Here is a 24,544-nt window from a genome sequence, read left to right as displayed (position 1 = left end):
ATTTGGCACAAAGCCCATCAAAACAAAATGCGTGATTAAAGAAATATCAAATTCTTAACATACTATTTGCATGTACTGAAAATGCATAAAACTCAAACGTTTTCGCCAATTAATTCAAAAAAAACACCTTTTGTTTAAACCAAAAATTGAAATAAATCGGGTTTGTTGTTAAGATAATCGCCGTAAAAATTACGTTGTTTCATCCTAGTTATTAATGGTTCCAGATCCGATGCCGATTTCAATTGAATTCCTACCACTGCCGAACCATTTTCACGATTGGTTTTCTTTGTATATTGAAAATGTGTGATATCGTCATTAGGACCTAAAATATCAACAACAAATTCTTTTAAAGCCCCTGCTCGTTGCGGAAACAACACAATAAAATAGTGTTTTAAATTCGCGTAAAGTAAAGCGCGTTCTTTTATTTCGGCGGTACGGGTAATATCGTTATTGCTTCCACTCACAACGCAAACCACGTTTTTACCTTTTATTTCTTCAGCATAAAAATCCAAAGCCGAAATACTTAAAGCTCCGGCTGGTTCTACCACAATGGCATCTTTGTTATATAATTCCAAAATGGTTTCGCATACTTTCCCTTCCGGAACGGTTAACATAGCATGCAAATTGGCTTTACATATAGGAAATGTTAAGTCGCCAACACGTTTTACCGCTGCGCCATCAATAAATTTTTCGATAACATCCAACTCGGTATTTTTATTATTTTTTATGGAAACCGACATAGAAGGTGCGCCTTCAGGCTCTACGCCAATAATTTTGGTGTTTGGCGATAATTCTTTAAAAACCGTTGATAAACCCGCAGCTAATCCACCACCACCAACAGCTATAAATACATAATCTATGGGGTTTTTGGTTTGCTCTAAAATTTCCAAAGCTATGGTTGCTTGCCCCTCAATAACTTTCTCATCGTTAAAAGGGTGAATAAAGGTTTTCTTTAACTGGTCGCACTCCAACATGGCCGCATGATATGCATCATCGTAGGTATCGCCAATAAGTTTGATCTCAATAAAATCTTCTCCAAACATTTTAACCTGCTCCACTTTTTGGTTTGGCGTTGGTGCAGGCATATAAATAGACCCTTTAATTTTTAAAAGTTTGCACGATAAGGCAACCCCTTGTGCATGGTTACCCGCACTAGCACAAACCACACCATTTTGAGATTCTTCCGCAGTAAGAGAACTTATCTTATTGTAAGCACCTCTTATTTTATACGAACGCACCTGTTGTAAGTCTTCACGCTTTAAAAGAATATGCGCGTCAAACTGTTTAGAGTATCTTAGGCTAGGGCTTAAAGGCGTAACTGCCGATACCTTTTTAATGGTATCGGCAGCTACTTTTATATCTTTAATACTAGGAAAATATGTGTGTATTTCCTTTTTCATAATGAATATTGATTAGACCTGCAAGGTTTTAAAAATCTTGCAGGTCTTTTTTTATCCTTAAACTATTGGCTTCATAGCCGTCATAGACGCTCTTAAGAAAGACCCTACTTTTTCAACTGGGTGATCTCTTAATGCCTTATTTACAGCAATTAACTTAGCATTATCAACCGCTTTTCCGTTATCTTTTGCATACGCTTTTCCAATTACGTCGGTATCGATTTTCTTCATAAAATCTGCTAATAATGGTTTACAAGCGTGGTCGAATAAATAACACCCATATTCAGCTGTATCAGAAATAACAGAGTTCATTTCGTATAATTTACGTCTTGCAATAGTATTTGCAATAAGTGGTGTTTCGTGTAACGATTCGTAATATGCGGATGCATCGATGATTCCAGAATCGGTCATAGCTTCAAACGCTAATTCAACACCAGCTCTTACCATAGCTACCATTAACACACCGTTGTCGTAGTATTCTTGTTCTGAAATTTCAACGTTTCCAGCTGGTGTTTTTTCAAAAGCAGTTTCAGCAGTTGCAGCTCTCCATCCTAATAAATCTTTATCATCATTAGCCCAATCTGCCATCATACCACCAGAAAAACGACCTTCCATAATATCATCCATATGCTTTTGGAACAATGGACGCATGATATCTTTTAATTCTTCAGAAAGTTCAAACGCTTTAATTTTTGCTGGATTTGAAAGACGATCCATCATGTTGGTAATACCACCATATTTAAGACCTTCAGTTACAGTTTCCCAACCGTATTGGATTAATTTTGAAGCATAACCAGCATCAATTCCTTTTTCAATCATTTTATCGAAACAAAGGATAGATCCTGTTTGTAACAATCCACAAAGAATGGTTTGCTCACCCATTAAATCAGACTTCACCTCAGCAATAAAAGACGATGCCAAAACACCTGCTCTATCGCCACCAGTTGCAGCTGCATACGCTTTTGCTTGTGCCCAACCTTTTCCTTCTGGATCGTTTTCTTCGTGTACCGCGATTAATGTTGGCACACCAAAACCTCTTTTATATTCTTCTCTTACCTCGGTTCCTGGACATTTTGGCGCCACCATAATAACAGTTAAATCTTCGCGGATTTGAGTCCCTTCTTCTACAATATTGAAACCATGAGAATATGATAACGTTGCTCCTTTTTTCATTAAAGGCATTACTGCTTTTACAACGCTTGTATGTTGTTTATCTGGTGTTAAGTTTAACACTAAATCTGCTGTTGGAATTAACTCTTCGTAAGTACCAACTGTAAATCCATTATTTGTTGCATTTACAAAAGATGCACGTTTTTCAGCAATAGCTTGCGCTCTTAAAGCATAAGAAATATCTAAACCAGAATCTCTCATGTTCAAACCTTGGTTAAGCCCTTGCGCTCCACATCCTACAATTACAATTTTCTTTCCTTTTAAAGCATTTACACCGTCTTCAAACTCTGAAGAGTCCATAAATCTACACTTAGATAGTTGAGTTAATTTATCTCTTAACGATAGTGTGTTAAAATAATTTCCCATTTTTAATTTTAGTTATTATGATTATTGAAGGCCATTAGCACTTCGGTTACTTTCATTTCATCTTTTGTTACTGCAATACGTCCTGCACGAACAAATTGCATAATGCCAAACACATTTAAATCTCTTCGCAACGATTCGATTTCGTTTCTTCTACCCGATTTTTCAAGCACAAAAAACTCTTTGTTTACGGTAACAATTCTAGCATTACTTTCTTTAATTATATTTTGAATTTGAGGTTCTTCAAATAATAAAGATGATTTTATTTTGAACATACAAGACTCTGTATAAATAGTGTCTTCATCTTTATGGTAGTATGCTTTTATAACCTCAACTTGTTTTTCAAACTGACCTATAATTTTTTTAGCTTGAGATTCTGTAATGTTTACCACAATTACAAAACGATTTACACCATCAATTTCAGATTGTGATGTTGTTAAGCTTTCAATATTTATATGCCTGCGTTGAAAAATAGCGGATATACGATTTAATAAACCGATGTTGTTTTCGGTATAAATTGAAATCGTGAATGTTTTTATTTCTTCGTTCATTTTTAATAAGATAAAAGATGAGAGAAAAAAGAGAAAAGATTTACTTATCCTAGGCTCTTGATTCTTTATTCTTGGTTCTTTATTCTATATTCTTTTGTCTAAGTTCTTAATTCTTCAATTAGCTTAAACGTATTTCTGAAACTGACGCTCCCGCAGGTATCATTGGAAACACATTATCTTCTTTTTCTACACAAACTTCCAAGAAATACGACTCTTTTGATGCCATCATTTCTTTAATAGCCTCTGCTAATTCTTCGCGTTTTGTTACACGTTTCCCTTCAATATAATAGCCTTTTGCAATGGTTACAAAATCTGGGTTTGTCATTTCGGTAGATGCATAACGCTTATCGAAAAACAATTGTTGCCACTGGCGCACCATCCCTAAAAATTCGTTGTTCAATACCACAATTTTAACAGCTGCTTTTTGCTGAAAAATAGTGCCCAATTCCTGAATATTCATTTGGTAACCACCATCTCCAATAATTGCTACCACTTCTCTATCGGGCGCTGCCATTTTAGCGCCAATAGCCGCTGGTAATGCAAAGCCCATAGTACCTAATCCTCCAGAAGTAATATTGCTTTTAGTAGTTGTAAACTCAGCGTATCTACAAGCAATCATTTGATGTTGTCCAACATCAGATACAATTGCTGCGTTCCCTTTAGATTCAATATTTATTTGTCTAAGAACTTCACCCATGGTTAAACCTTCCTTGGTTGGGGTGATATCGTCTTTTATTACTTTTTCAAATTCAATAGCATATAAATCTTCGAATTTCTGTAACCAATCAGCATGTTTGTTTTCATTCAAAAGAGGCAATAATTTAGCTAAACTATCTTTAGAATCGCCTATGACCGCCACATCTGTTTTTACGTTTTTATCAATTTCAGCCGGATCAATATCAAAATGGATGATTTTAGCTTGTTTTGCATAGGTATTTAAACTTCCCGTTACACGGTCGTCAAAACGCATTCCAATAGCAATAAGTACATCGCACTCATTGGTTAACATATTGGGCGCATAATTTCCATGCATGCCCACCATACCCACGTTTAATGGATGTGACGTTGGTAACGCCGAAGCACCTAAAATAGTCCACGCTGCTGGTATACCTGCTTTTTCAATAATAGCTTTCAATTCGTTTTCTGCTTGACCTAAAATAACACCCTGCCCCCAAACGATAAGCGGTTTTTTTGCTGAATTGATCAATTCTGCTGCTGCTGTAAGTGTTTCAGGATTTGTTTTAGGCACTGGTGTATAACTTCTAACGCCGGTACATTTTTCATATTTAAAATCCAATTCACTTACTTGTGCATCTTTAGTGATATCTATCAATACCGGTCCTGGACGTCCGCTTTTCGCAATGTAGAACGCTTTTGCTAAAACTTCAGGTATATCTGCCGCTTTAGTGATTTGGCAATTCCACTTCGTTACAGGTGTAGAGATACCAATAATATCGGTTTCTTGAAATGCATCCGTTCCCAATAAATGTGAAAACACTTGACCCGTAATACACACTATGGGTGTAGAATCTATTTGTGCATCGGCAATTCCTGTAATAAGGTTTGTTGCTCCTGGACCCGATGTTGCCATAGCCACACCTACGCGACCAGAAATACGTGCATAACCTTGCGCCGCATGTGCAGCACCTTGTTCGTGGCGCGTTAATACGTGATGAATTTGGTCTCTAAATTTATATAATTCATCATAAACTGGCATAATAGCACCTCCTGGATATCCATAAAGAATATCAACTCCTTCGGCTAATAGACATCTTATGATGGCTTCACTTCCTGTAATACGCATGGTTTCTTGTGCCACTTCTTGTTTTTTATTTGCTGTTTGTGTATTCATATTCTCAACTTTTAATGATGAGATTCCTGCATACGCAGGAATGACAAAACATTACTATTTAAAATGCATCGGTAACACATCCTTTTGATGCTGAAGCTACCGATCGTGCATATTTATATAAAATTCCTTTTTTATGTTTTAATTCTGGTTGTACCCATTTAGATTTTCTTTCTGCTAATTCTTCATCAGAAAGCAATACGTTAATGGTATTGTCTTCAGCACTAATTCGGATGATATCGCCTGTTTTTAACAACCCAATAGCACCACCTTCTTGTGCTTCTGGTGTAATATGGCCTACCACGAACCCGTGTGTTCCTCCGGAAAAACGTCCGTCTGTAATTAAAGCAACCGATTTTCCTAAACCTGCGCCCATAATCAAAGAAGTTGGTTTTAACATTTCTGGCATACCCGGACCACCTTTAGGACCTACATAACGGATGACGACAACATCCCCTTTTGCGACTTCCCCATTAGAGATACCCGTATTTGCTGCTTGTTCACCATCATACACCACCGCTTTTCCTTCAAAAAGCAATCCTTCATTTCCTGAAATTTTTGCCACAGCACCTTCTTCCGCAAGGTTACCATATAGAATTTGAAGGTTTCCTGAAGATTTTAATGCTTTGTCTTTTGGATAAATAACGTCTTGGTCGTTTTCAAAAACTAGTGGTTCTACATCTTTTAAGTTTTCCGCTAATGTTTTTCCGGTAACAGTCATACAATCGCCATGTAAATAACCATTATCCAATAAATATTTCATTACGGCAGGTGTTCCACCAATACCGTGAACATCTTCCATTAAATATTTTCCACTTGGTTTTAAATCGGCTATTAAAGGCGTTCTATCACTTACACGCTGAAAATCTTCTAATGTGAATTCTATATCAGCAGCGTGCGCAATTGCCAAAAAGTGCAATACAGCGTTAGTTGAACCACCTAAAGCATTTACCAATGCAATGGCGTTTTCAATCGATTTTTTTGAAATAATATCCAAAGGTTTTAAATCCAATTCCAAAAGATTTTTGATGGCAATCGCAGTTCTTTCGGCCTCTGATAATTTATTTGGATTTTCAGCAGGAATGGAAGAGTTATAAGGTAACGCAAAGCCCATACATTCTATAGCCGAAGCCATGGTATTTGCCGTGTACATACCTCCACAAGCTCCTGCTCCTGGAATAGCACTTTTTATAATTTCTCTATATTCTTCTTCACCAATTTCACCAGCTACTTTTTGCCCCAAAGCTTCAAAAGCCGATACAATATTCAATTTTCTTCCTTTATATTTTCCTGATGCAATAGTACCACCATACATCATGATGGATGGGCGATTTAAACGCAACATAGCAATGACAGCACCTGGCATGTTTTTATCGCAACCTACAACAGAGATAAGCGCATCATAACTTTGAGCTTGCATAACCGTTTCTATAGAATCTGCAATAATATCTCTAGAAGCCAGGGAATAATTCATCCCTGAAGTTCCCATAGAAATACCATCACTAACACCAATGGTATTAAACCCTAAACCTACTAAACCAGCAATTTTACATTCAATTTTTACCTCAGCAGCTAAACCGTTTAAGTGCATGTTACACGGGTTACCATCATAACCTGTACTTGCAATACCTACTTGGGCTTTTTGCATGTCTTCATCGGTTAAACCTACGGCATATAACATAGCTTGTGAAGCTGGTTGAGATACATCTTGTGTTAATCTACTACTGTGTTTATTAAGTTTACTCATTTTTATATGGATAATTTTATGCTTTTTCTTAATTCTATATTAATCTTTCAACGATTTTATGATTTTCATAAAAACTCTTCAATCTCCTAAATTAATGCTCGAAATTAATTTATTAGGATTTTATAGAGGTTATTCTTTATTATTTGAGGTTAAATTCATTGTATTTAAAAATAACCTAACTAACTATATATCAGCATATTAAATAAATATTTTTATGATGTTCAAAACACTCAAAATATTCAATAAAAAAGCCTTCCATTTACGAAAGGCTTTTAATATTTACTATAAATTATAAATAAGCCTTCCTATCGATGCGAAATAATCACAACGACATTGATAGAAATGCTATTTAATATTTGTTTATTCATTTTACGAAAGGCAAATATTTAAAATTAAAATGTAACATCCAATTTATTAGTTAAAAAAGTAAAAAACAATTTGCTTTTCCTTTTATTTTTTTACTTTTGCGCCATAAATAATAGAGGAAAGATTTGACTGATTGCAACCTCTTTATACCAACAAATTTCTGGTATAAGCAAAAATGCTAAAGGCAGTGTAAACTTCCTTCGACGTTATCGTCAAATCTCCCGCATAATATATATAGTTAAATGGCATATTTATTTACTTCTGAAAGTGTTTCTGAAGGACACCCAGACAAAGTAGCAGATCAAATTAGCGATGCTTTAATTGACAATTTTTTAGCTTTTGATAAAGATTCGAAAGTAGCATGTGAAACTCTTGTAACCACAGGACAAGTAATTCTTGCTGGCGAGGTAAAATCACATACCTATTTAGATGTTCAAAAAATTGCACGTGATACCATAAACAAAATTGGGTACACCAAAGGCGAATACATGTTTGACGGCAATTCTTGTGGGGTACTTTCTGCCATTCACGAGCAGTCGGATGATATAAACCGTGGTGTAGACCGTGCTACCAAAGAGCAACAAGGTGCTGGCGACCAAGGAATGATGTTTGGTTACGCAACCAACGAAACCGAAAATTTTATGCCTTTGGCTTTAGATTTATCGCATAGAATATTGATTGAACTTGCTGAATTACGCAGAGAAAACAAAGACATCACCTATTTAAGACCCGATTCTAAAAGTCAGGTTACCATTGAATATAGCGATGATAACATTCCGCAACGCATTGATGCCATTGTAGTTTCTACGCAACATGACGATTTTGCAGATGATGATACGATGCTTGCAAAAATTAGAAAGGATATTGTTGACATTTTAATACCGCGCGTGGTTGCTAAATTACCAGAGAACTTGCAAACCTTGTTCAATAGCGATATTAAATACCACATCAACCCAACGGGCAAGTTTGTTATTGGTGGTCCACATGGCGACACGGGGTTAACAGGACGTAAAATTATTGTGGATACTTACGGCGGAAAAGGTGCCCATGGTGGTGGTGCATTTTCTGGAAAAGACCCAAGTAAAGTAGATAGAAGTGCTGCTTACGCTACCAGACACATTGCTAAAAACTTAGTAGCTGCAGGTGTTGCCGATGAAGTTTTGGTGCAAGTAAGTTACGCGATTGGGGTTGTAGAACCTATGGGTATTTTTATTAACACCTATGGTACCTGCCCTTTTAATATGACCGATGGCGAAATTGCCGAAATAGTTTCAAAAGTATTTGATATGCGCCCATTTGCTATTGAAGAGCGCTTAAAACTACGCGCCCCTATTTACAGTGAAACTGCTGCTTACGGGCACATGGGGCGTAAAAACGAAACAGTTACCAAAACATTTAGTCAACCTTATGGTGAAACAATCACTTTGGATGTTGAATTGTTTACTTGGGAAAAATTAGATTACGTTGATAAAGTAAAAGCTGCTTTTAGCTTGTAACTTTTAACTTCATACAATCACAAAAATAGGCTGTCTAAAAAGTGTAGTTATATGTCATATTGAGCTTGTCGAAATATTTAACTTACTGGTAATAATATCGGTTTCGACTGCGCTCAACCTGACACATGAAACTTATTACACTTTTTAGATAGCCTTTATTTTAAAAATCACATTTTAGTTTAATTCCACTTCAATTATAACTTAAAATGATTAAGAAAAAAATCCACAGAACCTATCGGGTTTCTAAATACGTTATTTATAGAGAAACTTTAGTGGACTATAAAGAACACTTTTGGTCTTTTTTAGGGGCTTTTTTTGGCATTGGGCTTATCGCTTTTATGCAAGCACAATTTTTACCTAAATTAGAAAACACCTTTTTAGTGGGTTCATTTGGTGCATCAAGCGTGCTTATTTATGGCGCTATAGAAAGTCCGTTAGCACAACCCAGAAATTTAATTGGCGGCCATGTTATATCTGCCCTTATTGGCGTAACTGTTTTTAAACTTTTTCCAGATGTTATTTGGCTTACAGCACCCCTTGCGGTTTCGCTTTCCATAGTTTTTATGCAAATTACAAAAACGCTTCATCCTCCAGGAGGCGCTACGGCTTTAATAGCCGTTATTGGTACTGAAAAAATAAAATCGCTGGGCTATTTATATGTACTATCACCTGTGTTATCGGGTACGCTTATCCTTTTAATGGTCGCTTTAATTTTTAATAATATGACAGCGAACAGAAGGTATCCTGTGAGTAGGATAAAGTAAAATTTGACTTTGTAAAAATTTTCTACTACTTTCGTTTAGCAACTGATGAAGTTAATTGAAATTGAACTTTGTCTTTGCATTAACTGCAAGCTAAAAAAAGAAAGAAAACAATTAAACATTCATAATATAATGACCTTAAACATAACTACTGAATGTTTTCATTTAGCTTCAGTAAATCTCCAAGATTCATTAACGTATAATATATTAAAAGACTTTGTTTTTCCTTTTATTCTTGCCTTAATTGGAGCATTAGTTGCTTGGCTAGTATTTATTCGACAAATTGTATCTGACAGGAAAAATGAATTAAATGCAAAAAAGGAAGATATCAAAAATAAGCTAACATATTTTTCAATGATTGTAAATAATGCAATCGAAAACTCAAAAGGTCAAAATAAAAATATAAAAGATTTAATTTATCAAATTGATAATTCTGGGATTGATTCTATCCCATTAACAAAACACGTAACTTATGATTTAAAAATATTAGCTGAAAAGATAGATAAGGAAGATTATTTACTTTCTTATTTAAAGTTTTATTCAAAAGAAAACAAAAAAAAACTATTAAATGAGTTTAAAGAAATTCTTGATTCTTGCGGTATTATAAACGATATTTTTATTCAAATAAATAATGACTTAGAGAGTAAACAAGTTCTTGAATTTGAACTTAAAAAAAATTACAACCTAAATTTAGATAATTGGTCTGATGCTTTTGGAGGAAGTTTAGTGTACCTAAAAGAGAAAAATGACCCATTATTCTTTGAACTCTTTAAAATCCAAGAAAATTCAAATAAAATTAAACATATTAATCTTGAAAAAAGTATATGGCAACAACATGAGAAATTACTTTTACCAACTTTATTTTTATTAGACAAGGCTCATTCAGAACATAAAGAATTTGATGACAACCTCGGAAATTTGTGGATTTTAACAAATCAAACAATCCATCTTTTTAATAATCTAGAGCAAGCCTCTAAACAAATAAAAACCATGCTAACTCAGCAAAGTGAATTAGTAAACAATCAAATTGCCGTATTAGAAAAAGCCAGTCAAAAATTGAGGAATATTTTTTTGGATTGAACAAAAAAGCCAGCAGCTAATACCTTGTAAAAAACATTAAACAATTGCTCTTGATCCACAAACCCTTTATTCTCAAAACACCAATAAAACAAAAAAGCAAGCTTAACAGCTTGCTTTTTAAGTTTTGTGGGGAGAGCAGGATTCGAACCTGCGAAGACTTAGTCAGCAGATTTACAGTCTGCCCTCGTTGGCCGCTTGAGTATCTCCCCAAAACCGAGCGCAAATATATCATAGTTTAGCAACTATGCAAAATAAAATGACGCTATTTTACAATTCATAACGCAATCTAAACGATGCAAATAGTGGCTGTATAAAATATTCGGTGGCACTTACCGAAATATTGCTAGAGTTTGTATTGTTTTGTGATTTGGTATTGAACAAGTTAGTCGCTTTCACTTCATACTCCAACTTAGAGTTTTTATCTTTTTTATAAGACAATGAAGCGTTCCAAAATTTGTAATTATTAATGGTTTTTTCTTCGTTACTATAGTTCGTATATGAAAAATCCGTTTTAAATGTAAATGATTTTAGTATAAGCGCATCTACTTCTACCGATGGCGACTTTGTAAAAAACCTGTTATTGTTATTATCTTGAATGCTGTGGCGGTAATTTATTTCAATATTAGGCGCTGTTTTAAAATTGGTTCTTAATTCCGCACCATAAGTTTGCGAAAAACTCTCGTTTACAGATGGTGTGTTTTGAAAAAATTGATTGAATTTTGAATAATTAAAATTTCCGTTCACCGAAGCTCTAATTTTTCCAAAAGTGCGCTGAAACCTTCCGTTAGCACTGGCGCTTTCATCTGCAAAAGGCGAGTTGAATGGGGAACTAACAAATACCACACTATTGGCATCAGATGGCGTTAATATATTTCTAATGTTATCAATGCTTTTATTATAGTTAAGACTTGCATATACGTTGGTATAATTAAACATGTTGAAACTAAAATAAGATAGGTTTACATTGTGCGACAAAGCATTTTCCAAAGCCGGATCGCCAGAAAACAAAGAGCTATAACTGTTAAGCACCAAGCCTTCTGCAAATTTGGATACATCGGTAAATTGTGTTTGCATGCGGTAATTCAAGGTAATTTGCTCACTCTTTTTTAACTGCATCAACATATTAAAATCTGGTAGTAATCTGAAAAAATTATCGGTGCTTTTGGTATTGAACTGTGTATTATTGGTACTGTAAGCATGTGCCGAAATTCCCGGAGTAAATGTAAAAATTCCCGATTTCAACCTGTAATGTGCCGCTAAATAAACATCACTAAAATTGTATTTAATATCATTCACATCCAACCCATCATTTATAGTTGGCGTTGGATTGAATTGGGAATCATCATCTAAAAACTGAAAAATTTCTGAATTAAACTGTTGGGTACTTAATATGGTTCCAACGGTAAAATTGATGTCACTTTTATTATTAAGGATATTCCAATAATCAAGTTTTGCATCCATTTGATTGGATTTTACACGTTTATCTTGGGCTACATTATAATCTAATTGCGCGCCATCTAGACCTAAAATAGCTGCTGTACTATCATAATTATCTTTGTCCTCTAAAATGGCATTGTAAAACGGGTCTTCATCCTGTAAAAAATGCTGAACTTCTAAAGCAAAAATATTTGTAGCATCCAATGTGTAATAATAATTTAAATTTTGATTGATGCTGTATGGGCTTGAATCTTCTAATTCATTAATAGTCCCTATCTGGGTTGAAAGTACATTTTGGTCTTGAGATTCTTTTGAAAGTCTTCCCAGAATATCATAATCCAACTGGTTGCTGGTATTGGGTTTGTATTTAGCCGATAATTTTACCATACCCAAATCGCTACTTTGATGGGTGTTGTTTTCTTTGTTCTCGTTTCTTAAAGCGTTATCAAAATACTGAACATCTCTAATTTCCTGAATGTCTGTTCTATTTCCTGAAAAAATAGCAAAACCACTTAAATCCAACGCTTTGTTGGGCGACCAGCTAAAATTGGCTGCCGCAAATTTGGTATTGATGTCTTTAGCTCTATTATTTTGAGTCGTTAAAAAACCTAAACTATTGCTTCCTAAATTAATATTGGTACCACTGCTGCGGCTGGGGCTTCTAAAACCACCAGTAAAGTTGAAATAATCGCGTCGCGTAAAAGCTATTTCACCTAAATTATTTAAATCGGTTATGGTATTAATGCTGTATTTAGGGCTGTAATAAAACAATTTTGGTTGCACTAAATACAACTCGTTTTGGTTTGAAGCACCTCCACCTACAGTTACGTTACCAAACCAAAAATTTGTTTTACCTTCTTTTAATTTGATATTGATGGCAACATTATCTTGATTGTTGGTAACACCACTTAGCTGACTAACTTCGGCGTAGTTTTTAAGCACTTGTACCTTATCAACCGCATTCGATGGTATATTTTGAACTGCCAATTTAGTATCGCCATCAAAAAACTCTTTACCATCAACCATTATTTTTGAAACGGTTTTGCCTTCAACTTGTATTTGTCCGTCGTCATTAATTTCAACACCTGGTAAGTTTTTAAGAACATCACCCAGTTTTCTTTCGGTACCTTTATTAAAGGAATCGGCATTATAAATTAAAGTATCGCCTCTTACAACTACGGGCATTTCGTAAACAATATTGACTTCATCTAAAGTATTATCATTTTGTAATGTGAAATTTTTAACAACATCACTTTCTTTAGATTCAAATAGTTCCTCGCCTGCTTTCATACCTATATAACTTACTTGAAGCTTATAGGACGCGTTCTTTTTTAAACTGAGCTTATACCGCCCTTGGTCGTTTGTAATGCCATAAGCATCCAATGCTTTTGTTTGTTGGTTTATGGCAACGACATTGGCAAGCTCTAAAGGGTTACCAATACTATCTTTTACAACGCCTTCTAGTTTTATTTGGGCAAAAGCCACCGAACCCGTTACTAAAAATAGTAACACAGATATTTTTAATTTCATTAATTATAAATGGGATTAATTTTGGAATTACCTTCTTCCGCCGCCACCTTGACCGCCTCTAAAATTCTGGCGCATCTCTTCGGTTTTCTTTTTTACTACTTCCTCGTATTCTTTTTTGGTAATCTCTTTTCCTTTTGAAGGCACTTTGATATCATCTTTTTCCTCTGGATTTAATATGATTTTTGAACAAAGAATAGTGGTTCTATCGGCATTTAATTCTAAAATCAACCCTGGTAGTCCCCAATAATCATCAGGACCTTGGTTTACTGGAATTTGCATAGTGTACCACGCCACTACCTCAATTTCTTTTGTTTTAGGTGTTTCATCTTCTTCATTGTTTGAAGGTCTTCTAAAACTTAGAACGCCACCCGATGCATCTACCGTTTTTGTTGCAGTGGCTTTAAAACAGGTGTACTGACCAATTTGTTTCATTTCGCCTTCCATTTTCCAATTCAATTTTGGCAATGAATCTTTAATTAGGAATTTTTTTCCAAAAAACTCCTGCTCTTGTAAAAGCAATTGGTTTTTAACATTTTTATATTGTGGACCCGCTGTGAAACTACTCATCATGGCTCCCCAACGTCCACTTCCACCACCTGGCGCTTCTAATTTTTCTTCTTCCTTATAAAAAGATTCCGATTGATTAAAGGTTAAAACAAATGTTTTTTCGAGCATACTTTTCATTCGTTGGGCTATTTCCTTTTTTCGTTCTTCACTCATATCACCACCACCAAAATTATTCATATCGAGCGTGGTTTTAGATTCATAATAGGCTTTTCCTTGAAAGTCTTTTTGAGCGAACGACACCGCCGAAGCAAAAAACATTAAGCAAATAACACTTATTTTAACAACATGGAGTTTCATATAATATGGGCTTTTTAAAAATTTGATTTAAAATTATAATTTTAAATCATTTAGACTTAAAAAATCGAAATTAGTTTAACAGGCGAATTGTTAAACTATTCTTAAATTATTTTATTAATTTTTGTATTTTTCGTGCCACTATGAAATACGCTTTATATTTATTGGTTTTTCTTTCTCTTTCTGTTAGTTCTCAAGAATTTATTGAAACTTCTTTAATTGGTGAAACCGAACTGGATGCTGACACTTTTTTAAGTACAAATAATTTTGATACCACTTTTTATATTCTTGACAATGTTTTGTTTAAACATAGTAAAGAAACCAAGGGTATCGATATTGGCTATAGTAATTTTCAATTAGGCAACATATATTCCGTAAACACCTTCAACCCTTTAAAAATCAATATTTTTTACAAAGATTTTAATACTGTAATCGTTTTGGACAATCGTTTAGCCGAAATATTTAAAATAGATTTTAACGCGCTTCCGGATTATAAAAACGTATCACACGTTGCTACGGGTTCGGATAATACCATTTGGATTTTTAACGAAAACACGCAGCAATTAGAGCTTTTTGATTATAAAACCAAAACAAAACGCGCTCAAACGTTGCCTATTAAAAGCACTGTGTTAGACATAAAAAGCAACTATAATAACTGTTGGGTGCTTACTGAAAAACAGCTTTTTGTATATGATTATTTTGGAAATCTTTTAAAGAAGATAAAAAACCATGGATACACATCTATTGAAATTGATAATGAAAACATCATTTTCAAAAAAGATAACGCCTTGTTTTACATGAAAAAGGATTCAGGAACCATCGTTCCCATTAACTTACCAAATTTGTTAATAAATCAGTTTTATGTAACCAACGAAACCTTGTATATTTACCACAAGGAAAACCTACAGAAGTACCAATTAAAAATCAACTAACATGCATATTGCTATTGCCGGAAATATTGGCGCAGGAAAAACCACCCTTACAAAATTACTAGCAAAACATTATAAGTGGGAAGCACAGCTTGAAGACGTTGTAGACAACCCCTATTTAGACGATTTTTACAACCAAATGGAACGTTGGAGTTTTAATTTGCAAGTGTACTTTTTAAACAGTAGGTTTCGCCAAGTTTTACAAATTCGTGAAAGTGGCAAAGACATTATTCAAGACCGAACCATTTACGAAGACGCCCATATTTTTGCACCCAACTTGCACGCTATGGGTTTGATGACCAATCGTGATTTTGAAAACTACAAATCGCTTTTTGAATTGATGGAATCCTTGGTAAAAGGACCAGATGTGTTGATTTATTTACGAAGCACCATCCCTAATTTGGTATCTCAAATCCACAAACGCGGACGCGAATACGAAAACTCCATTAGTATAGATTATTTAAGTAGGTTGAACGAACGCTACGAAGCTTGGATACATGGATATAACAAAGGCAAACTTTTAATTATTGACGTTGATAAACTTGATTTTGTTGATAATCCTGAAGATTTAGGCTTTGTGATCAATACTATTGATGCTGAAATAAATGGGTTGTTTTAAAATTGAGAAATCAATAATCAATCCCTATTCATTTTCAAAAAAAACTCTTGGTGAACGTTAAAAACATCCTTTTTACAGTCTTGTTTTTTGCCTTATTCACACCGGCAAACAAACTATTTGCGCAAGACAGCATAGATACCACTGCTACAAAACATAGAATATGGAAACAACTTGCTTTTGATGGTAAGTTCACCTTACAAAGCATGGGGAACGCATTCACTCAACCTCTACGATGGCAGAAGAATGATTTTATTACTGCGGGAAGCATTGTTGCCGGCACAAGCATATTGTATCTATCTGACAATGAAGCACGAACTATTTTTAAAAACCAAAATGAAGATGTGCCAGAGTTTTTTAAAGAGTTTGGTTGGTACTTTGGAAGTCCACAAAACTTCTTCATGATCTCAGCAGGCATATATGGTTTTGGACTTATTACAGATAATGAGAAAGTAAGGCATACGGGAGTCTTAATTATTGCATCTGCTGCAACATCAGGCATTATACAATCCATTACTAAAACAGCCCTTGGTCGTGCACGTCCAAACACTGGCAACCATAATAACTTTAAACCTTTTGAAGGAACTCCTGGGTATCACTCTTTTCCATCAGGTCACTCTATACTTTCTTTTTCAATGGCACATGCCATAGCCAAACAGTTTGACAGCTTTTGGGCCAAAGCAGGTATTTACACCATTGGTTCTATTGCGCCTATTAGCCGACTATGGGCAGAAGCCCATTGGTTGAGTGACATAGGTGTTGGTATTGCCGTAAGCATTGTAGTTGTAGATGGTGTTGATAATTTTATGAAAAGGAAAAATGCATACAATTACTCTAAACCCAAGAATATAAGTTGGCAATTAAAAGCTGGATATGGCACTATAGGACTTGTGGGAACATTTTAATATATGAACCTTTTTATTTCCTTAAACCATAATATCAGTTTACTCTACAACGAATTTACTTTTAAAATCAAGCACAATAAATCCGAGGAATTAGACTTGGCAATTATTGATGGTATAACAGGTGTTTTTTTTAAAGACTTTTATTTTATAAAATGGTGCTTTTTGGCATGTTCAATAGCCTGATTTGTGTTTTCAACTAATAAAACCGGGGTCGTTTTATATTGGTCATAAAGACTTTTTACACGAAGCATTTTCTTTTTGTGGTTAACGCTCCGTAAATATATAGCAGAAATCCTATTTGGATACGCCTCAGCAATCTCTAAGTAAATATCTGGGTCATGCTCGCCAATATCTCCAATTAATATGAAATCCATTTTAGGATACGCCTTCAAAATATTTAAAATCTCTTTTTGTTTTTGTGGTTTTTCACCTTTATTTTTTCTGGAAAAAGGCTTAGGGAAATTCCTTAAAACAATTGGCCCTTTTGGAAAATTGTTCTTCTTTAAAAAAAATTCCAAATACCTATATAAATTCCATGGACTATGGCTCACATAAAAAATGGGGTTTGCTTCATCCCCATTTTTGCCCTGGTGCAATAAATGATAAAATTCTGGAGCACCTTCCAACGGCATCCTTTTTCCTGATGAAACCAAAAAGGTGTTTATAAGAACACGCCATTTTAAAATGGAGCTGATGCCTGTGTGTAAAATGGTATCATCAATGTCGCTAATCACTCCAAAAGACGCTTTTTGTGATGGAATAAGCATCTCTCCGGGAAATCGGTTATTAGATTTAATGCTTCTAGATAATTTTTCCAGCTTAAAGGAAAATTCCAATTTCACCCAACCTTCGTCATTGGCATAGCTATTAATATTTTCTACCTTTTCATCCAATAAAAAGTAGCCTTTATTATCTGTGGTAGTGTAAAAAAACTTATCTGTACCTACTTTAACTATAAGTTCGGCATTTTTTACCTCATCGGTTTCGAAACTTTTCCAAGCGTTTAAAAGTAATTTAAATACACCTTTCTGTTCTAGATCTATGCTTTCATCTTCAAGGGCTCTTCCTCTAACATATAAATGATTGGAGGATCCATAGGTTTGGAAAGAAATAATTTGAAGCGGATCTTTTTTGAACATATTTTTTAATTAAAAATGCCAATTTTCTGGCCATAACCAAATGATTAATAACCCAGAAAACAATGATATACCAAAAGCTATTGAAATCCACTTGGTTAATTGTTTGGTTCCAAGCACCATAGCCATAATGCCTTTAAACACCAAATTTGAAAGGGCAGCCAATAATATTAGTTTCCAACCAAAATCAGCTTCTAAAGAGCCGTTTTTTATTAAGTTGGATAACGATAATGTTATGGCATCCACATCGGTTAAACCGCTAATTATTGAAACAATATAGAGCGCATTTTCTCCAAATTGCTCTTTAGTAAACGCAACTGCCAATAAAATAAAGCCATACAGTAATCCAAATATTAAAGCACTTTTAAATTGTGCTGGATTTTCAGGCTCTGGCATATCAGAATCCGATTCTTCTTTATTGATTAAATAAAATAAAGATATAGCGATAATGATCATTATAATGATCTCAGCGCCAATAGGCACTGCAATAATAGCCAATTTTTCGGGAACAACAACCCCTACTTCAATCAATATTCTTACCATTGACACTAATGATGCCACGGTAATAATAAACGCTGCAATTTTACTAATTGATTTAGTTTTTGAAGTTTTTCGTGCATAGCTAACGGTTGTTGCCGTACTGCTAATAAGTCCACCTAAAATACCATTGGAAATGATGCCGGTATTCTTCCCCACAAATTTGTAAATAAAATATCCCACCACACTAATACCCACTATAAGTGTTACCATCCACCAAATATTTCTTGGATTAAGCACATCATAAGGCCCATAGGTTTCGTTAGGAAGAATAGGAAGCACAATCATACTAATGGCCACCAAAGTGAAAATTGCAGATAAATCCTTTTGGGTCAATCGTTCTATAAAATCATGAAGATGTTCTTTTAGGTATAATAAAATGGCTAAGGATGCTCCCATCATCACACCAATCACTCGACTTCCTAAAACAAGATAAGCTCCAATAGCAAACATTAATAAAGCAGCGACTTCGGTGGTCTGCCCTATTCCGGCATCTTGATTATTTTTGCTTTTTATCAAATTAGCAACCACCAATATTAATGCTAATGAAAGCCCTAAAACAGGTAAAATAAATGGGTTATGATAAGACTCGTTCAGAAATCCAGCAACAACCCCCAATATGGATATAATGGTAAAGGTTCTAACCCCAGCCATTTTATCGTCATCCCGTTGGCGCTGTAGGCCTACCAACAGCCCCAAACCAAATGCGATACCTAATGTAGTTATATCATAATAATTCATGGGGATTAAGGTAAAAAAAAGCCACAAAAATTGTGGCTTTTTTTTAAGTGTTTGTTAACTCATTTAATCATAAAGATTAAAAAAATCTGTCTGTTTGTAATTTATCTTGGGTTTCACAAACAGGTTGTTTTAATTATTCTACAACAAAACGGCTTTTAAAATCATCGGCTTTAAGTATGTAGATTCCTTTTGAAAAGGTACTTACATTAATTTTTGCCAGTGTAGAATTATTGGTCTTTTTCATCAATAACTTACCAGTAATATCAAATATCTCAATAGTTCCTATATTTTTATTTAAGGATGAAATTATCAATTCATCTTTTGTTGGCACAGGATACACCTTAATGTTAGATGGTTTCTTTACATTATCACCTATTGATAAAGTACCTGATGCTCCAAAACCAACTTTAACTCCTACATCCGATTGTTTGTAAGGTACAATTGTTCCGCCAGCACCATATTCTTCTGCACCAGCATCAAAAGCTACTTCTCTGTTGCCACCAAGAATGTCTTTTGTTAAAAACGCATAAGAACCAGCCCCGTAATCTATCGCTACACTTCCCGCAACTATATTATAAATATCGGTACCTGAAGCTAATAACCCTGAAGTAACATTACTATTACCCGACGCGGTTACAGACCCAAACGAATCGAATGTACCGTTTTGTTTTATATTATTCTCATACTTTGAAGACGCTCCTGTTAACTGAGTGGTAACCTGAATCGCTCTGTTAGTGTTTTGATACATGATATTGTTGCCTATTACTACATTAAGAGGCGGTTGATCTTGAGTAGAATTAAATGTAGCACCAACTCTTATACCCAAATCACAATTAACAAAAGTGTTATTTATTATAGTTGCATTTTTCACTTGGTAATATCCATTTAAAGCACTATTTAATATACCGTTATGGATATTAATACCTGCAAGACCGTTAGTAGACGAATTATTTGGATATTTAGCCACGGTGCCTTCAATATAATTATTGTAAATTTTATGGTTTTCACCCATCACCCGAACGCCACCACTAAAAGAGTGGCCATTGGCCAAAAAGAAGTTATTATAAACCTCACAATTATCTCCATGTCTTAAAGTTAATGCCCCTGAATAATCTGCGAATGTATTATTATAGTACTTATTACTTCCACTCTTGTTAGAGATTACTTCAATTTCACCAACAAAATTGTAAAAATAATTGTCATAAACTTCCGTAAAAGAATTTGATAATGATGTTGAACTGTTACCAATTCTTATAGCGTCTTGATCATTATTATCATTAACGGCAGAAGTACCTTGAGGTGTTCTATTCGCAAAATAATTGTGGTGTATTTTATGATAATTAGGGTTAGAAGAGTCTCTATTATCATTAATGATACTGCCCACACCGTGTTTTCCAAGAAATGAAGAGTAACTTACTTCATTATTTGAACCCCGCAATAATATCCATTTAAATACACTCGTTTGCTGGGAGGCACCTTGGTTGAAAGCGTCTATTTTGATATTGGTAACTTTGCAATTATTACAATCTGTACTCGATGCTCTAAAATCCATTATCGGAGTACCTGTACTTACCGAAGCTGGTGGATTTTGAAACACAACACCTTCAAAATAAATATAGCTCCCTCCTAATTTCACGTTGGTTGCACCTTCAAAAAATACACTTCCAGGGGTTTCTGCTTTAATGGTAATGGGGTTAGCCGAATTTCCATTTTTGTTTATACTTATTTGAACATTAGTCCAAGTTTGATTCTTTAGCGTAATTGTGGTACCTGCAGTAGCAGCACTTATGGCGCTAGTAAGTTCAGAATTTGTTGTAACATATTGTGCATGAACATTACAAACTAACAAAAGCAATAAAATTAAAATTCGATTATTCATATGTCTTTAAGCTTAATTGGATAACCAAATTGGTTAACCAGTTCAAAGATAAGAAGTTTTATTAATTAAAACGAAAAAAAAGAAATTTATGTAAAAAAGAAACCACGCTTTTGGCGTGGCTTCTTTTATTTCAATTAAAAGCAGTAAGCTAATTTACAATAGTGTCCTCGCTTTGGTTTTCTTTAAAAGCCTCAATACTTGCTTTTACTTCAGCTTCTTCACCCTTGAAAGTCTCATAACTTGTTATCTTTTCTCCATTATTTGTAATAACAGTAGTAACAATAGCTTTTACAGTACCATCTTCGTTGTTGTACATATCAACTTTCACTTCTTTGGTAATTTCAACAATTTCTGGAGTGTTATCTGACACATAAGCTGTAACAACCTCGGAACTCAAAGCTATACTTGGAGCAATAACCAGTGCCACAACAGACATTAATTTCAATAAGATATTTAATGAAGGCCCTGATGTATCTTTAAAAGGATCTCCTACCGTATCTCCTACAACCGCTGCTTTATGGGCATCGGTTCCTTTTTTTCCTTGTTCCTCAATCGTTTTTTTAGCATTGTCCCAAGCACCACCAGCATTCGATTGGAAGATTGCCATAAGTACCCCACAGGTGGTAACACCTGCAAGTAAACCACCTAACATTTCAGCACCTCCTATAAACCCTACGGCAACAGGTACTGCAATAGCTAACAATCCGGGTAATACCATTTCCTTAATAGATGCTTTTGTTGAAATAGCAACACATTTATCATATTCAGCATATCCATCGGCAGCATCAAAAATGGCTCTATCTTCTTTTGAAGCCTTACTCATATCAGAATCATACTTACGCATGACTTCTAATGCTGCTTTTAACTGTGGTATATCTCTAAATTGACGACGCACTTCTTCAATCATTGCCATAGCAGCACGCCCAACCGCATTCATAGACAAGGCTGAGAATACGAATGGCAACATGCCACCTATTAATAAACCAGCCATAATATCTGGTTTAGACACGTCAATAGCTTTTACATTTGCTGTATGCATAAATGCGGCAAATAATGCCAATGCTGTCAATGCTGCTGATGCGATAGCAAAACCTTTACCAATAGCGGCCGTAGTATTTCCAACAGCATCCAATTTATCGGTACGTTCTCTAACTTCTTTAGGTAGCTCAGCCATTTCAGCAATACCACCTGCGTTATCAGAAATTGGTCCGTAAGCATCAACTGCTAATTGTATGCCCGTATTTGCCAACATACCTACCGCAGCAATTGCTATACCATATAAACCAGCAAAATGATGGGATACCAATATAGCGGCAGCAATTAATAAAATAGGAACCATAGTAGACATCATACCAATACCTAAACCAGCAATAATATTTGTTGCTGCGCCTGTTTCAGATTGTTTTACAATGGAATTTACAGGACCTTTCCCTGTACCTGTATAATATTCAGTTACTTTACCCACAGCTAAACCAGCTACTAAACCAGCTATAGTTGCCCAAAATACGCCCATAGAAGAATATTCAATACCCTCAAAATTCCATGAAGCTGGAAGCATTTGGTTTATAATGAAATAAGATGCAACCACCATTAAACCTGCCGAACCGAATTCACCAATATTTAAGGCTGTTTGTGGGTTCCCTCCATCTTTTACTTTTACAAAAAATGTTCCGATGATAGACATGATAATTCCAACAGCAGCCAATACCAACGGTAAATACACGGCACCTAATCCATCAAAAGAAGCCTGAAACTCAGGTAAAGCCGTAAAAATGGCTCCTAAAACCATGGTACCAATAATGGAACCTACATACGACTCAAATAAATCGGCTCCCATACCAGCAACATCACCTACGTTATCTCCTACGTTATCTGCAATGGTTGCAGGGTTTAACGGGTGGTCTTCCGGAATTCCTGCCTCTACTTTTCCTACTAAATCGGCACCTACATCGGCAGCTTTGGTGTAAATACCGCCACCAACACGGGCAAATAATGCTATGGAAGATGCACCAAGTGAAAATCCTGAAAGCACATTAAGCACTTCATTAATATCCCAACCTTGACCGCTATAAATCATAAACAACCCACTCAAACCTAAAACACCTAAACCAACAACGCCCAACCCCATTACGGCTCCTCCTGCAAATGCCACTTCTAAGGCTTTTCCTAAGGACGTTCTTGCTGCACTTGTGGTTCTTACGTTAGCTTTGGTGGCCACTTTCATCCCTATAAAACCAGCTAATGCCGAACAAATAGCACCAACTATGAAAGAGACAGCAACCATACCGTTAGAACCTGCTTCATTTGTTCCTTTAAAAAACAATAAAACTGCTACGGCTATTACGAAAACTGATAAAATTTTATATTCTGCTTTTAAAAAAGACATGGCGCCATCGGCAATGTTTTTTGCAATTTTTATCATGCGCTCATTCCCTTGGTCTTGCTTAGTTACCCAAGCACTTTTTATAAACACAAATGCTAATGCCAAAACCCCAAAAAGCGGTAAAAATTTCACTATTAATTCCATATAAATTTAGTTAGTTATTGATTAAATATTTTTTAATGGAGCTAAAAATAGGAAAATATAAGTGATAAAAAAAACCACCTTAAATTAAAGATGGTTCATTTTTTATTCGATTTATTGACAATCTAATAATTTAGATGGTAAATGTTCTTTTTTTCTTGTGATCACTTTCATCATAGCGCTTCACACATTCGTGGTAAATTCTAACAGCTTCTTTAGCATCTCCCCAACCACCAACATCAACTTTCTTTTCTTCTAAATCTTTATAAACTTGGAAAAAGTGTTCAATTTCTTTAAGACGGTGCGGGTTTAACTCTGAAATATCCTCTCTGTTACTCCATACTGGATCTGAAACGGGTACACAGATAATTTTTTCATCTGGACCTTTTTCATCAGTCATATAAAAAACGCCAATTGGCTTTACTTCCATTACAACCATGGGGAAAGTTGGTTCAATACCTAAAACAAGTACATCTAATGGATCTTTATCTAGGGCTAAAGTTTCAGGAATAAAACCATAGTCGCCTGGATACATCATAGATGAAAATAAAGTTCTGTCAAAACGGATTTTATGTAATGCGAAATCATATTCGTATTTATTTCTACTGCCTTTAGGTATTTCTATCAATACATCAAAAGTTAATGGGGTATTTTCACTCATATTTTTAT

At 34.9% G+C, this 24,544-nt stretch carries 18 protein-coding genes and 1 tRNA gene; 6 read left to right on the top strand and 13 right to left on the bottom strand.

Annotated elements, in window-relative coordinates; translation table 11 throughout:
- Positions 1–134: 134 nt before the first annotated feature.
- From ilvA to ilvD, 5 genes are all read right to left on the bottom strand, one after another.
- A complete protein-coding gene (gene ilvA / locus J8H85_RS04245) occupies positions 135–1,400 on the bottom strand; it encodes a threonine ammonia-lyase IlvA (protein WP_209652987.1) in 1,266 nt (421 codons plus the stop codon).
- A gap of 57 nt (positions 1,401–1,457) precedes the next feature.
- The gene (ilvC, locus tag J8H85_RS04240) at positions 1,458–2,933 is read right to left on the bottom strand and encodes a ketol-acid reductoisomerase (RefSeq protein WP_209652985.1); all 1,476 of its coding nucleotides are present in this window, start codon (positions 2,931–2,933) and stop codon (positions 1,458–1,460) included.
- An 8-nt stretch (positions 2,934–2,941) separates the two neighbouring features.
- Positions 2,942–3,481 carry an acetolactate synthase small subunit gene (ilvN, locus tag J8H85_RS04235; RefSeq protein ID WP_209652982.1) on the bottom strand — a complete coding sequence of 180 codons (540 nt, stop codon included), beginning with the start codon at positions 3,479–3,481 and terminating at the stop codon, positions 2,942–2,944.
- A gap of 118 nt (positions 3,482–3,599) precedes the next feature.
- On the bottom strand, positions 3,600–5,333 hold the full coding sequence (ilvB, locus tag J8H85_RS04230) for a biosynthetic-type acetolactate synthase large subunit (RefSeq protein WP_209652980.1): 1,734 nt from the start codon (positions 5,331–5,333) through the stop codon (positions 3,600–3,602).
- A 58-nt stretch (positions 5,334–5,391) separates the two neighbouring features.
- Positions 5,392–7,077 carry a dihydroxy-acid dehydratase gene (gene ilvD, locus J8H85_RS04225; protein WP_209652978.1) on the bottom strand — a complete coding sequence of 562 codons (1,686 nt, stop codon included), beginning with the start codon at positions 7,075–7,077 and terminating at the stop codon, positions 5,392–5,394.
- Positions 7,078–7,685: 608 nt separating this feature from the next.
- Here ilvD and metK point away from each other — a divergent pair.
- From metK to J8H85_RS04210, 3 genes are all read left to right on the top strand, one after another.
- A complete protein-coding gene (metK, locus tag J8H85_RS04220) occupies positions 7,686–8,939 on the top strand; it encodes a methionine adenosyltransferase (RefSeq protein WP_209652977.1) in 1,254 nt (417 codons plus the stop codon).
- A 206-nt stretch (positions 8,940–9,145) separates the two neighbouring features.
- Positions 9,146–9,703 carry an HPP family protein gene (locus tag J8H85_RS04215; RefSeq protein ID WP_209652975.1) on the top strand — a complete coding sequence of 186 codons (558 nt, stop codon included), beginning with the start codon at positions 9,146–9,148 and terminating at the stop codon, positions 9,701–9,703.
- A 129-nt stretch (positions 9,704–9,832) separates the two neighbouring features.
- The gene (locus J8H85_RS04210) at positions 9,833–10,780 is read left to right on the top strand and encodes a hypothetical protein (RefSeq protein ID WP_209652973.1); all 948 of its coding nucleotides are present in this window, start codon (positions 9,833–9,835) and stop codon (positions 10,778–10,780) included.
- 127 nt (positions 10,781–10,907) lie between these two features.
- Here J8H85_RS04210 and J8H85_RS04205 read toward each other — a convergent pair.
- The 3 genes from J8H85_RS04205 to J8H85_RS04195 all read right to left on the bottom strand — a co-directional run bounded on the left by J8H85_RS04205 (position 10,908) and on the right by J8H85_RS04195 (position 14,611).
- Positions 10,908–10,989: transfer RNA gene (locus tag J8H85_RS04205), tRNA-Tyr, on the bottom strand.
- Positions 10,990–11,047: 58 nt separating this feature from the next.
- Positions 11,048–13,747, bottom strand: a complete 2,700-nt coding sequence (locus tag J8H85_RS04200) for a TonB-dependent receptor (RefSeq protein ID WP_209652971.1) — start codon at positions 13,745–13,747, stop codon at positions 11,048–11,050.
- A 27-nt stretch (positions 13,748–13,774) separates the two neighbouring features.
- Positions 13,775–14,611 carry a GLPGLI family protein gene (locus J8H85_RS04195; protein WP_209652969.1) on the bottom strand — a complete coding sequence of 279 codons (837 nt, stop codon included), beginning with the start codon at positions 14,609–14,611 and terminating at the stop codon, positions 13,775–13,777.
- Between the two features lie 140 nt (positions 14,612–14,751).
- Here J8H85_RS04195 and J8H85_RS04190 point away from each other — a divergent pair, with 140 nt between their 5' ends.
- From J8H85_RS04190 to J8H85_RS19085, 3 genes are read left to right on the top strand one after another with little or no spacing between them, the layout of a single operon-like run.
- Positions 14,752–15,540, top strand: a complete 789-nt coding sequence (locus tag J8H85_RS04190; protein WP_209652967.1) for a hypothetical protein — start codon at positions 14,752–14,754, stop codon at positions 15,538–15,540.
- Between the two features lies 1 nt (position 15,541).
- The gene (locus J8H85_RS04185) at positions 15,542–16,156 is read left to right on the top strand and encodes a deoxynucleoside kinase (RefSeq protein WP_209652965.1); all 615 of its coding nucleotides are present in this window, start codon (positions 15,542–15,544) and stop codon (positions 16,154–16,156) included.
- A 50-nt stretch (positions 16,157–16,206) separates the two neighbouring features.
- Positions 16,207–17,058, top strand: coding sequence for a phosphatase PAP2 family protein (locus tag J8H85_RS19085; RefSeq protein WP_209652963.1), 852 nt, complete (start codon positions 16,207–16,209; stop codon positions 17,056–17,058).
- Positions 17,059–17,198: 140 nt separating this feature from the next.
- On the opposite strand, the gene J8H85_RS04175 is transcribed toward J8H85_RS19085, so the two are convergent.
- The 5 genes from J8H85_RS04175 to J8H85_RS04155 form a co-directional block, all read right to left on the bottom strand.
- On the bottom strand, positions 17,199–18,197 hold the full coding sequence (locus tag J8H85_RS04175) for an App1 family protein (RefSeq protein ID WP_209652961.1): 999 nt from the start codon (positions 18,195–18,197) through the stop codon (positions 17,199–17,201).
- Between the two features lie 9 nt (positions 18,198–18,206).
- On the bottom strand, positions 18,207–19,472 hold the full coding sequence (locus J8H85_RS04170; protein WP_209652959.1) for an MgtC/SapB family protein: 1,266 nt from the start codon (positions 19,470–19,472) through the stop codon (positions 18,207–18,209).
- 133 nt (positions 19,473–19,605) lie between these two features.
- Positions 19,606–21,351, bottom strand: a complete 1,746-nt coding sequence (locus tag J8H85_RS04165; RefSeq protein ID WP_209652957.1) for a chondroitinase-B domain-containing protein — start codon at positions 21,349–21,351, stop codon at positions 19,606–19,608.
- Positions 21,352–21,499: 148 nt separating this feature from the next.
- Positions 21,500–23,878 (bottom strand): sodium-translocating pyrophosphatase, encoded by a 2,379-nt coding sequence (locus J8H85_RS04160; RefSeq protein WP_209652956.1) that lies wholly within the window; start codon positions 23,876–23,878, stop codon positions 21,500–21,502.
- A gap of 130 nt (positions 23,879–24,008) precedes the next feature.
- Entirely contained in the window at positions 24,009–24,536 is a 528-nt protein-coding gene (locus J8H85_RS04155; protein WP_209652954.1) for an inorganic diphosphatase, read from the bottom strand.
- Positions 24,537–24,544: the final 8 nt, after the last annotated feature.

It is taken from the genome of Mariniflexile gromovii (assembly GCF_017814435.1).
GTDB lineage: Bacteria > Bacteroidota > Bacteroidia > Flavobacteriales > Flavobacteriaceae > Mariniflexile > Mariniflexile gromovii.
Note: the sequence above shows the minus strand (reverse complement) of the source record. Positions and strands in the feature narration are given on the sequence as shown.